The sequence below is a fragment of the Microbacterium sp. NPDC089321 genome, assembly GCF_040684935.1.
Classification (GTDB): domain Bacteria; phylum Actinomycetota; class Actinomycetes; order Actinomycetales; family Microbacteriaceae; genus Microbacterium.
In genome coordinates, this window is the sequence record NZ_JBFBGX010000001.1 from 1074493 (window position 1) to 1086973 (window position 12481).

A 12481-nucleotide genomic window follows, 5' to 3' on the forward strand; every position below is an offset into this window, starting at 1 on the left:
AGCGTGCCGGACCGTCTGACGGTTCCGACAGGGAAGACGCCAGGCCGGCGGCGCCGCCGGGTCTCGTGACGGCGTCACCGGCGAGGAAGGTGCGCGGACTGCTCAGATCGCGTCGGGCATGAGAGCGCGCAGCTTCGTGCGCACAGGCCCGTCGACCTGCGACCACAGGGGGCGGACGGCGGCGACACCGGCGACGGTCGGCCGCACCCAGCGCTCCTGTCGCTGAGCGAGCCCTCGTCGGACGAGCTGGTCGAGGCGACGGCGGAAGCGGCGGGCATGCAGGGGCCCGCCGATGGTGCTCGCCGCGAAGAGCGATTCCTCGGTCGTAGGCTCGGGCTGCTGCAGCTCGCGCTCGACCATCGTGTTCAGGATCTCCCAGGCGTCGCGGTGCAGCAGCGCGCCGTCGGCGCTTCCCCGCAGCAGCTCACGATAGATGTCGCTGCCCAGCGGACCGCCGCCGGTCTCAACGAGGTGTGTCATGTCGTCACTGCTGTGAATCGCTCCCATGCCTGAAGAGAGTCGGTGCACGCCGATTCGTGACGCAACCCTCGCCGGGTTGACGAATGTTGGCGCGAACGCTGATTCCGTGGCCTGAATCGACCGGCGAGATCGCCGGACACATGCGACGGCAGGACACAGGGGCAGGGCCTCTCGGAACCGGGAGAACCGGTTCCGAGAGGCCCTGGCGTCGAGGCGCGAGATCAGCAGGCGGTGATGTTCCGCGTGCTCAGCGCTCGACCGGTGTCATCCACGCGTCTGCGCGAGGAACCGCTCACCCCCCGGTGCCACCGGTTCCGCCCGTGCCACCGGTTCCGCCCGTGCCGCCGGTGCCGTTGCCGGCCGCGGTGATCGAGAGGGAATGAGTCCGGAAGCCCCGAGACGTTCTGATGGCTCCACCATTTCCTGCGGGTGAGACGCAGCCTGGCGAGTTCAGGAAGCGAGGGCGCCAGGTGACATCGAGATAGATGCGGAACTGCGTCCACCTGGTCGGATTCCATCCCGTCGGGACGGTGCTCTCGATGACGGTGCCGGTGGCGCTCGAGAGAGGGATGGCCATGGTTCCCGGTGCGCCCGTCGCAGTGACGAGCGTCGTTCTCGGGAGGTTCGTGTAGGTGAAGGTGTACGCCCACTCTCCGTTCACGAACGCCGAGTTCGTCAGGCTCCATCCCGAGGGCAGCTGCGTCCACGCCACGCCCACCGGAAGGTAGTAGGTGATCGAGTACGTCAGGGTCTCGACGGACACCTGCCCGGGAGCAGAAGTGCCGTACGACCATGCAGGGAAGGTGCCCCTCCAGGCATCTCCGAAGCCCACGCTGATCGTTCCCGTGGTCTGCCCGGGGAGCCAGGTGCCGTCCGGTGCGGACGGGCCGTAGCTCATGGTCACGGAGGCGCCGTAGTACGGCGCCACAGTCGGGCAGGCTTGACCGGATGCTGCCGCGATCGGCGCCGCCACGGCGACGGCGATGGCGGGAAGGCTCCACGCCGCGCCTTTGACGACCGTGCGGCGATGGAGCAGGCGCTCATCGCCGCTCGATCTCGTCTCGGCCCCAGTGGTGTCGTTCATTGTTTCTCCCCAGAGTCATTGCGGTCTCCGAGCCCCCGCTCGGCGCAATCCGGGTCCCAGTGTGCGGGTCTCGCGATCTCCGGCCTCCTCGCACGGCGGGAACCTGGCGCAAAGTGCGGGTACGAAGGCGTGAAATGAATGAGTTGCCGTGATTCGTGTCCCGAAGTAAACTTGAGTCCATACCACTCAACTTTGAAGGAGTCTCCTCAGGAGGACGAATGACCAACCCGGCACAGAACGACGAGCAGCAGAGCGCCCTGGAGCAGTTCGGCATCAACCTCACCGATCGCGCCCGCCAGGGCAAGCTCGACCCGGTGATCGGCCGCGACAGCGAGATCCGTCGGGTGAGCCAGGTGCTCACCCGACGCACGAAGAACAATCCCGTGCTCATCGGCGAGCCTGGCGTCGGAAAGACCGCCGTCGTCGAGGGGCTCGCGCAGCGCATCGTCGCGGGCGACGTCGCCGAGTCCCTCAAGGACAAGGAGCTCGTCTCGCTCGACATCTCGGCCCTCGTCGCCGGTGCCATGTACCGCGGGCAGTTCGAGGAGCGCCTGAAGAGCGTGCTCAAGGAGATCACCGAATCCGACGGCAAGGTCATCACGTTCATCGACGAACTGCACGTGCTGATGGGCGCCGGCGGCGGTGAGGGCTCGGTCGCGGCATCCAACATGCTCAAGCCCATGCTCGCCCGCGGCGAGCTGCGCATGATCGGCGCCACCACCCTCAACGAGTACCGCGAGTTCATCGAGAAGGATGCGGCTCTCGAGCGACGGTTCCAGCAGGTGTACGTCGGTGAGCCGTCGGTCGAGGACACCGTGGCGATCCTGCGCGGACTCAAGGGCCGCTACGAGGCGCACCACGGGGTCACGATCTCCGACACCGCGCTCGTGGCATCCGCTGCACTGTCGAACCGCTACCTGCCCAGCCGCCAGCTGCCGGACAAGGCAATCGACCTGATCGACGAGGCCATGTCGCGGCTGAAGATGGAGATCGACTCGTCTCCCGTCGAGATCGACGAGCTCAAGCGCCAGGTCGACCGGATGAAGCTCGAAGAGCTCGCCCTCAAGCGAGAGAAGGACGCCGCCTCCAAGGAGCGCCTCGCGGCCCTCCGCGAGCAGATGGCCGGGCTCGAGCACGAGCTGGCCGCCCTCGAAGAGCGCTGGGCACGCGAGCGTCAGGGACTGAACCGCGTCGGCGAGCTGAAGAAGCAGCTCGACGAGGCCACGACCCAGCGCGACCTCGCGATGCGCGAAGGCGACTACACCAAGGCATCCAAGCTCGAGTACGAGACCATCCGGCGCCTCAACGCCGAGATCGCCGAGGCCGAGCAGGCCGAGGCGGCCGTCTCGAACGAGGGGCGGATGGTCAACGAGCAGGTCACCGAAGAGGACATCGCCGCCGTGATCGCCGCGTGGACGGGCATCCCGGTCGGACGCCTTCTGCAGGGCGAGAGCGAGAAGCTGCTGCATCTCGAGAGCGAGCTCGGCAAGCGCCTGATCGGGCAGAAGGATGCCGTGAAGGCTGTGTCGGACGCCGTCCGGCGCTCGCGCGCCGGCATCAGCGACCCCGGTCGTCCGACGGGATCGTTCCTCTTCCTCGGTCCGACCGGCGTGGGCAAGACCGAGCTGGCCAAGGCACTCGCGGAGTTCCTCTTCGACGACGAGCACGCCATGGTGCGCATCGACATGAGCGAGTACGGAGAGAAGCACTCGGTCTCGCGCCTCGTCGGCGCCCCTCCCGGGTACATCGGCTACGAGCAGGGCGGTCAGCTGACCGAGGCCGTGCGGCGGCGCCCGTACTCGGTGGTGCTGCTCGACGAGGTCGAGAAGGCGCATCCCGAGGTGTTCGATGTGCTGCTGCAGGTGCTCGACGACGGGCGGCTGACCGACGGCCAGGGCCGCACGGTCGACTTCTCGAACGTCATCCTGATCCTCACCTCGAACATCGGCTCGCCGATCCTCATCGACCCCGTCATGTCGCCCGACGACAAGCGCGAGGCGGTGATGGCGCTGGTGCGGCAGTCGTTCCGCCCCGAGTTCCTGAACCGGCTCGACGACATCGTCATGTTCCAGGCGCTCTCGCACGACGATCTCGCGCAGATCGTCGAGCTCGCGGTCGACGGCCTGCAGCGCCGGCTCGGCGATCGCAGGCTGACGCTGGCGGTGACTCCGGATGCCCGTGCGTGGCTCGCCGAGCGCGGCTACGACCCGGTGTTCGGTGCGCGGCCGCTGCGCAGGCTCATCCAGACAGAGGTGCAGAACCGTCTTGCGACCGCGCTGCTCTCGGGCGGCGTGCATGACGGCGACGTGGTGCGGGTCGATGTCGCAGCCGACGGCAGCGGCCTTGCGCTCACGGCATCCGGGATCTGACCCTCGCTCCGCGCTTCCTGAACCCGCGAGACTTCTGTTCCAGCACGAGACGTGCGCTCTAGGGCGCAGTCTCGTGCTGGAACGCACGTCTCGTGAGGCCGCGGCATGAGGGGCGAGCGGCGCGAGCGCTGGGGTGGGTCCGTCACGCGCCTAGCGCGGGGGTACTGATGCCGGCGGCTGCGAGACGTCCCTCCCACGCCTTGAGTCGCCTTTGCCGGATCCCCTCTGCGACGGGGGTGAGAACGCAGAAGGCTGCCGCAGTGCGAGTGGGCGCGGAGACGACATTGGCGATCAGCACCACGGAGAAGAGCATGATCGCGAGCATCGCGTGCACCGTGTCTGCCGCCCCCAGCCGATGAGTCAGTGCAACCGCGAAGACGCAGGTGATGACCAGAGTGAGCCCACGTCTCGCGAGACCGGCGATGCAGCGCAGCAGGGCGAGCACGATGACGACGGTGGCGCTGACGATGAGGGCGGGTCCCAGATCCGACGGACCGTCGGCGAGGGCAAGGCCTCCCGCGAGCGTGATGAGCAGGAGCAGTGCCACGCTGAGTCCGCGTGTCTGGGAGCGTGGCTGAGGCGTCGGCGTCGACATCAGCCAGTTCAGGGCAGACGACGACCTCGGGAGGACTCCGCCCGCGTCGAGCACCTCGGCGATTCCCGCAGCGGTGAGAGCGCCGACGGCGCTCAGAGCCCACCAGAGCGGCGTGTCAGACGTGGCGCGCGTCGCCACCATCGCCGACGTCATGCTCCCGACGACGGTCAGTCCGCAGAAGAGCAGGAGGACGGCTGCCAGAACCGAGGCCATCACGATGGTGACCGCGCGATTCGCTCCCCATTCGAGAACAGCGCTGCGGGCGGCTGCGCGGCTCCCGGCGCACACCGCTGCGGACAGGATGACGGCGCCGATGATCGGTGCCGCAGCCGCCGACCCGATCGCGCTCCACGAAGACACCGCCAGTACGAGCAGAGAGGTGAGCAGCAGCGCGCGAGTCGCCAGGCGGCGAACGCGTCGACGGAGAGCCGGGCGCCGAAGCTCCTCCACGCGCCGGTGCAGTTCGGCCGCATCGGGCACGGTCTTCAGATCGCTCGCAACGAGCCAGACATAGAAGCCTCGGGTCGCCTCGAGAAGCAGCAGCGCTGTCAGCAGCCACGCGGTGAGTGCAGGCAGACGCCCTGCGCCGCCGACGCTGAGAGAGAGCGCGACGAGCGCCGAGAGGCCGGTGACGGCGCTCAGGACCAGGAGCTCGATGAATGTGAGCACGCGAAAGGCCGCGCCCGCCTGGGCCCACGTGGAGTGGGCCGTGAACTCGTTCTCCCAGAAGGGCCTTCCCGTCGGCCGGCTCTCATCGAGGGCGCGGAGCCGGCGTCCTGTCGCATCGAGTGCCACGGCGAGGGCGATCGCGATGGCGGCGAAGACAGCCAGAAAACCGTAGATTCGAGCGTCGGGATCGATGCCGTCAGGCTGGGTGCCGTCGGCGAGCCGGCCCACGAGGTCTCGGTGCAGGCCGACGAGCGTCCTGCCGAAGTCGACAGCGGGCGGATCGAGCAGGGTCAGCGCGAGATAGGCCAGGACTGAGGAGAAGAAAGCGGCTCCGAAAGCGGAGACCCCGACGGCGCGACGTCCCTTGCTGATGGCGGTGTTCATCTCACGCTGGAGACGCAGGTCACGCGAGACGGCAGCGTCGGCAGGAGGATGGGCGTTCACGACCCCCACGCTACCGATGCTCATCGCGCTCACGGGGCAATCGCATCAGCCAAGGGCGATGATGCTTTCACCATGTGAAAGATTGCGTTCGATATTCGGAAAAAGTATTGACGTCGCTCCCGGCGATCGGTCATGATCGGGAATGCCTCCGAAGACGGAGGCACCTGGATCAGCAGACAGGCGAACTGAGCTGGCTCACCCGAGAGCCGGATCCGCCGGCTCCGCTGATCCCGAGATGGAGCACACCCCATGACCGCACCGCAGCGCAGCATCTGGCTGAAGAACCCGCTCGGCATCCACACCGGTGACAGCGCCGATGCCCGTGGGGGCATCGTCATCGAGGGTGCGCGCGTGCTCGAGGCCGTCCCGCTGGGCGGCGCGCCCTCGCGCCCGGTCGACGAGACCATCGACGCATCGAGGCACGTGATCATCCCAGGTCTCATCAACACGCACCACCACTTCTACCAGACGCTCACCCGCGCCTGGACGCCGGTCGTCAGCGCCGAGCTGTTCGGCTGGCTGAAGGGCCTGTACGGCGTATGGGCAGGGCTCACTCCGCGCGACCTCGAGCTCGCGACGACCGCCGCCCTCGCCGAGCTGCTGCTGTCGGGCTGCACCACCGCGGCCGACCACCACTACCTGTTCCCCAACGGCCTCGAAGAGGGCATCGACGTGCAGGTCGACGTCGTGAAGAGGCTCGGCATGCGCGCGACCCTCACCCGCGGCTCGATGTCGCTCGGTGAGAAGGACGGCGGGCTGCCGCCGCAGCAGACCGTTCAGGATGCCGAGACGATCCTCGCCGACAGCGAGCGCCTCATCGGCGCGTACCACCAGCGCGGCGAAGGGGCCTTCGCGCAGATCGGCCTCGCGCCGTGCTCGCCGTTCTCGGTCACGACCGGGGTCATGCGCGACACCGCCCGGCTCGCCGAGGATCTCGACGTGCGCCTGCACACCCACCTCGCCGAGACCCTCGACGAAGAGGACTTCTGCCGCGAGATGTTCGGCCTGCGCACGGTCGACTACCTCGAGAGCGTGGGGTGGCTGAGCGACCGCACGTGGCTCGCGCACGGCATCCACTTCGACGACGACGAGGTCGCGCGGCTGGGTGCCGCCGGCACGGCCGTCTCGCACTGCGCCACCTCGAACATGCGACTCGCCTCGGGAATCGCCCGCGCGGTCGAGCTGCAGGAGGCCGGCGTGCCGGTCGGGCTCGGCGTCGACGGCTCGGCATCCAACGACGGATCGAACATGATCCAGGAGGTGCGCCAGGCGCTCTACCTGCAGCGGCTGCGCTACGGCGCCGCAGCCGTCACTCCCGAGCGAGCCCTCGACTGGGCGACCCAGGGCTCGGCCCGTGCGCTCGGGCGCAGCGACGTCGGAGTGCTCGCCCGGGCAGGCAGGCGGACCTCGCGATGTTCACGCTCGACGAGCTGCGCTTCTCAGGCAGCCACGACCCGGTCGCCGCTCTGCTGCTCTGCGGCGCCGAGCGCGCCGACCGTGTCATGATCGGCGGCACCTGGCGGGTGCTCGACGGTCAGATCGTCGGCCTCGACCTTCCCCAGCTCATCGCCCACCACAGCGAGGCGGCCCGCGGCCTTCTCGCCCGACATTCCTGAAATCCCCCGCAACACCGATCCACCCCACTCGACGAAGAGGTCCAGAAAATGAGTAAGCAGACGAAGGAAGCGCTCCGCCCGGAGGACGAGCGCCTGTCCATCGGCGCCACCTTCGGGTACGGACTCCAGCACGTGCTCACGATGTACGGCGGCATCATCGCCCCGCCGCTGATCATCGGGCAGCTCGCGGGGCTGAGCCCTGCAGAGATCGGCGTGCTCATCGCGTCGTGCCTCTTCATGGGCGGTCTCGCGACGATCCTGCAGACGGTCGGCATCCCGTTCTTCGGCTCGCAGCTGCCGCTCGTGCAGGGCGTCTCGTTCGCCGGAGTCGCGACCATGGGCGCGATCGTCACCAACGGAGGCGGCCTGCCGGCGGTGTTCGGGTCGGTGATAGCCGCATCGGTGATCGGCCTGCTGATCGCGCCGATCTTCGCGATGGTCATCCGGTTCTTCCCGCCGGTCGTCACCGGTGTCGTGATCACCACTATCGGTCTGACCCTGCTGCCGGTCGCGGCACGCTGGGCGATGGGCGGCAACGCCACAGCCGACGACTTCGGCGCACCCGAGAACCTGCTGCTCGCCTTCGTCACGCTGCTGTTCGTGCTGATCCTCAGCAAGGTGCCGGTGGGCGCGATCTCGCGCCTGTCGATCCTGCTCGCGATCGTCGCAGGCACGATCTTCGCCGCGTTCCTCGGACGCGTCGACTTCTCGCAGGTCGGCGAGGGCGCGATCTTCGCGTTCCCGACGCCGTTCGCCTTCGGCTGGCCGACCTTCGAGATCGCCGCCATCATCTCGATGTTCATCGTCATCCTGGTGACGCTCACCGAGACCACGGCCGACATCCTCGCCGTCGGCGAGATCGTCAACACCAAGGTCGACAAGAAGCGCATCGCCGACGGCCTGCGCGCCGACATGCTCTCGAGCGCCGTGTCGCCGATCTTCGGCACCTTCACCCAGTCGGCGTTCGCTCAGAACGTGGGCCTGGTCGCCATCACCGGCGTCAAGAGCCGCTTCGTCGTCACCGCCGGCGGTGTCGTGCTCGTCATCCTCGGCCTCCTGCCGGTCCTCGGCCGCGTCGTCGGCGAGATCCCCTCGCCGGTGCTCGGCGGAGCGGGCATCGTGCTGTTCGGCTCGGTCGCGGCATCCGGTATCCGCACCCTGGCGAAGGTCGACTACCGCGGCAACATGAACCTGATCATCGTGGCGGCCTCGCTCGGCATCGGCATGCTGCCGATCGCCGCTCCGACGATCTACGACCAGATGCCCGACTGGTTCAACACGATCTTCCACTCCGGCATCAGCTCGGCTGCGGTCGCCGCGATCTTCCTGAACCTGCTGTTCAACCACCTCGGTGGCGTGAAGCGCAAGAACGCGTTCGTGGCGGCTCCGACCCGCAGCATCCCGATCTACATCCTGGATGCCCTGGAAGACGGCGACTCGGTCGTCGACGGCAAGGTCGTCGACAAGGACGGCAACGAGGTCGACGTGGAGCGCGCCGACCACTAGCCGACCGCGCACCGACACTCCGAGACGAGCCCGGTCGCCACGACCGGGCTCGTCTGCGTCACACCTTCGTGCCGACGACGAGCGCCGACGTGTCGTCGACCGCGTCGATGGTCACGTGCCAGATGCGGGTCGTGACCGTCGTGCCTGCTGCCGTGAGGTACTCGGGGACGTCGATCGCGAAGTCGCCGTCATCGTTCTGCAGCAGCTCTGCCGGGATCTCCACGCCGTCGCGGAACACGATCTGCAGGCTCCGGGGGCCGGATGCGAGCTCTTCTGCGGATAGCGGAGCCAGCAGTCGCGCCCCGCGATACAGGTGAGTGTTCGTCGCCGTCACGCTTACTCGATCTTCATGCATCGTCCCTCCTGATTGCTCTCTGCGCGTCTCATGACGCCTGTGACGTCTCCCACGACGCCGGACCGGTCGAGCCCGCGGGGTACTCGTCGAGCGGGGTCTCGCCGCGAGCCCAGGCATCGCGCACCGGCTGGATGATCCGCCAGCACTCCTCGGCCTCGTCGGCGCGCACCGACAGGGCGACGTCGCCGTCGAGCAGCTCGTCGAGAACCTCCTCGTACGACCGCTGCTGGCCGACACCGAGGTCGGTCACGAGGTCTTCGTCGCGCAGCGCGAACGGGTCATCGCCGCCCGTGACGTGCAGCCGCAGGTGCATCTCGTCCGGCCCCAGCGAGAACGTCAGCCGGCCGCCGTCGGACGGGCTGCCATTGAGCCCTGGCGGCAGATGGCGCACCGGCTTGAAGGTCACCACGATCTCGGAGTGCTTGCGGTCGAGGCCCTTGCCCGAGCGCAGGATGAACGGCACCCCTGTCCAGCGGTCGCTGGCCACCTCGAAGACCACCTCTGCGAGAGTCTCGGTCTTGCGCACATTGTCGACGCCCTCCTCGTCGCGGTACGAGGGCAGCTCGCGCGAGCCGCCCTCGGCGAGCTTCTGGGTGCCGGCGGTGTACTGCGCACGCCGCGACCAGCGTGCGGGGTCGTCGTCCATCACGTGCGTGGCGCGCAGCACGGCCGCCTTCGCATCGCGCAGGTCGCGCTCGTGCAGGGTCGACGGCGGATCCATCGCGAGCAGCGCGAGCACCTGCAGCAGGTGGCTCTGGATCATGTCGATCATCGCTCCCGCCTTGTCGTAGTAGCGCGCCCGGCCTTCGAGCGCGACCGACTCGTCGAAGCGGATCAGCACCTGCTCGATGTGCTCGGCCGACCACACCGGCTCCCAGATGCGGTTGGCGAGGCGCACGCCGAGCAGGTTGAGCAGCGTCGACCGGCCGAGGAAGTGGTCGACGCGGAAGATCTGCTTCTCGGGCACCAGGGCAAGGAGCTTCTCGTTGAGCTCGTGGGCCGACGCCTCGTCCTGGCCGAACGGCTTCTCCATCGCGAGCACGGTGCCCTCGGGCAGAGTCAGACCCTCCATCGCATCGATGGCCGCGGCGGTCACCGCCGGCGGCAGCGCGAAGTAGAGCACGGTCGACGGATCGAGCGTCTCGACGAGCGACGCCACGGCCGAGGCATCCGTCACATCGGCGCGGGTGTAGTCGGCGATCTCGACGCGGCCCATCGCCTCGGGCTGATCGGCGAACGCCTTCTCGACCGTCGCGCGCCAGGTCGCGGCATCCCACTCCTCGGTTCCCGACCCCCGGAGGATGACCCGGTGCTTCTGCTCCTTGCACAGCAGCGATGCCAGCGAGGGCAGCAGCAGCCGCGAGGTGAGGTCGCCCGTGGCCCCGAGGATGAACAGCGTCGTGGTCGCAGGCGTGGTGGCGGATGGCGATGCGGTGGTCGTCGACATGACACCGACGGTAGTCGCCGCCCCGCTGAAAGCAAGGGGGTGCGATCAGCGAGGCGGCGGTGCGAGACTGCCCGGGTGGTGACGCCGATCGAGGACTATGCCCTGCTCAGCAACTGCCGCACCGCGGCGCTCGTGTCGAGAGAGGGCAGCATCGACTGGCTGTGTCTGCCCCGTCTCGATTCGGCCAGCACCTTCGCCGCTCTGCTCGGTGACGAGACGCACGGGCGATGGGTGCTGCGCCCCGACGACCCGGATGCCAGGGCGACCCGTCGCTACGACCGCGACACGTTCGTGCTGATCACTCGCTGGCAGAGCGGAGATGCGGTCGCCGAGGTGCACGACTTCATGCCGATCGACCCCGATCCCGGCGTGCAGATCAGGCGGACGGATGTCGTGCGACGCATCGTCGGCATCGCCGGCGAGATGGCGTTCACGCAGCGGCTCAGCATCCGGTTCGACTACTCGCGGGCGATGCCGTGGGTGCGGCAGACCGGCACCGAAGCCGAGCCGCAGCTGGTGGCGATGGCCGGGCCCGACGCGCTCGCCGTACGAGGGGCCCGGCTGACCGCGGTCGATCACGAGCACCGCGGCGAGGTGCGCGTCTCGGCCGGAGAGGTGCGCGACCTGCAGCTCGTCTGGTTCCCGTCGCACCGACCGGCGCCCGAGCCGCTCGACGTCGACCAGGTGCTGGAGGTGACGAAGACGTGGTGGCAGAGCTGGGCCGACAGGATCGAGCATGCGGGGCCGCACCACGAAAAGGTGGTGCGCTCGCTGCTGATTCTGCGCGCGCTCACCAACCACGAGACGGGCGGCATCGCGGCGGCGGCGACCATGTCGCTGCCCGAGCAGATCGGGGGCGAGCGCAACTGGGACTACCGCTACGTGTGGCTGCGCGATGCGGCGCTCACGCTTGAGGCGCTGCTCGACCACGGCTTCCTCGGGCTGGCCGACAGCTGGCGCGAGTGGCTGCTGCGGGCGGTCGCAGGCGACCCCGCCGACCTGCAGATCATGTACGGGCTGGCGGGGGAGCGCGATCTGACCGAGAGCGTGCTCAGCGCCCTGCCTGGTTATGCCGCGTCAGCCCCGGTGCGGGTGGGCAACGGAGCGTGGGGGCAGTACCAGGCGGATGTCGTGGGCGAGGTGCTGGTGACGCTGTCGGCCGCGCGGGCCGCCGGCCTGAAGGACAGCGAGTTCTCGTGGCCCCTCGAGCGCAGCCTGCTGCGCTTCGCAGCGGATCAGATCGAGCATCCGGATCAGGGGCTGTGGGAGATCCGCGGACCCGCGCGCATGTTCACCCATTCGCGGGTGATGATGTGGGCGGCGTTCGACCGCGGCGTGCGGGCGGTCGAGCAGCACGGACTGCCCGGCCCCGTCGACACATGGCGCGAGCTGCGCGACCGGATGCGCGACGAGATCGACCGACGAGGGGTGCGCGACGGGCACTTCACCCAGCACTACGACACCGACGAGGTCGACGCGTCGCTGCTGCTGCTTCCTGAGGTCGGCTACTGCGCGGCCGACGACCCGCGCATGCTCGCGACCGTCGCCCGCATCGAGCAGACGCTCATGCATGACGGTCTGCTGCACCGGTACCGCACGCAGAGCGGCGTGGACGGCCTTGCGGGAGAGGAGAGCCCGTTTCTCGCGTGCTCGTTCTGGCTGGTCGAGCAGTACGCGAGCACGGGTCGGCGTGACGAGGCAGCCGCCCTGATGGACCGGCTCTGCGCGCTGACCAACGACGTCGGGATGCTGGCAGAGGAGTACGACCCGGTGCACCGGCGTCAGCTCGGCAACATCCCGCAGGCCTTCTCGCATCTCGCGCTCGTGCGCGCCGCCGATGCGCTGAGCGATGGCGAGTGCACCCCGCGCTGAGGCGCCCCTTCTCCCGTGAGAAACCACTTCCTGCGTGAGAAACC

8 protein-coding genes and 1 pseudogene are annotated in these 12481 nt (G+C 68.7%); 4 read left to right on the plus strand and 5 right to left on the minus strand.

The annotated features are described in order from the left end of the window. Positions 1–102: 102 nt before the first annotated feature. Positions 103–480, minus strand: a complete 378-nt coding sequence (locus AB0N59_RS05040; protein WP_363479617.1) for a hypothetical protein — start codon at positions 478–480, stop codon at positions 103–105. A gap of 292 nt (positions 481–772) precedes the next feature. Next, positions 773–1564, minus strand: coding sequence for a hypothetical protein (locus AB0N59_RS05045; protein ID WP_363479620.1), 792 nt, complete (start codon positions 1562–1564; stop codon positions 773–775). A 218-nt stretch (positions 1565–1782) separates the two neighbouring features. On the opposite strand from AB0N59_RS05045, the gene AB0N59_RS05050 reads away from it, so the two are divergent. Further along, on the plus strand, positions 1783–3933 hold the full coding sequence (locus AB0N59_RS05050) for an AAA family ATPase (protein WP_363479623.1): 2151 nt from the start codon (positions 1783–1785) through the stop codon (positions 3931–3933). A gap of 142 nt (positions 3934–4075) precedes the next feature. Here AB0N59_RS05050 and AB0N59_RS05055 read toward each other — a convergent pair whose 3' ends face one another. Next, positions 4076–5641: a hypothetical protein gene (locus tag AB0N59_RS05055; protein WP_363479626.1), complete on the minus strand. Its 1566-nt coding sequence runs from the start codon at positions 5639–5641 to the stop codon at positions 4076–4078. 249 nt (positions 5642–5890) lie between these two features. Between AB0N59_RS05055 and AB0N59_RS05060 the strand changes: the two are divergent. Next, positions 5891–7257: pseudogene (locus AB0N59_RS05060) on the plus strand (8-oxoguanine deaminase). Between the two features lie 48 nt (positions 7258–7305). Then, the gene (locus AB0N59_RS05065; protein ID WP_363479629.1) at positions 7306–8763 is read left to right on the plus strand and encodes a nucleobase:cation symporter-2 family protein; all 1458 of its coding nucleotides are present in this window, start codon (positions 7306–7308) and stop codon (positions 8761–8763) included. A gap of 58 nt (positions 8764–8821) precedes the next feature. Here AB0N59_RS05065 and AB0N59_RS05070 read toward each other — a convergent pair whose 3' ends face one another. Both AB0N59_RS05070 and AB0N59_RS05075 read right to left on the minus strand, forming a co-directional pair. After that, positions 8822–9097 (minus strand): hypothetical protein, encoded by a 276-nt coding sequence (locus AB0N59_RS05070; protein WP_363479632.1) that lies wholly within the window; start codon positions 9095–9097, stop codon positions 8822–8824. 49 nt (positions 9098–9146) lie between these two features. After that, positions 9147–10565, minus strand: a complete 1419-nt coding sequence (locus AB0N59_RS05075) for a glucose-6-phosphate dehydrogenase (protein ID WP_363479635.1) — start codon at positions 10563–10565, stop codon at positions 9147–9149. A 39-nt stretch (positions 10566–10604) separates the two neighbouring features. Between AB0N59_RS05075 and AB0N59_RS05080 the strand changes: the two genes are divergently transcribed. Next, a complete protein-coding gene (locus AB0N59_RS05080) occupies positions 10605–12437 on the plus strand; it encodes a glycoside hydrolase family 15 protein (RefSeq protein WP_363479638.1) in 1833 nt (610 codons plus the stop codon). Positions 12438–12481: the final 44 nt, after the last annotated feature.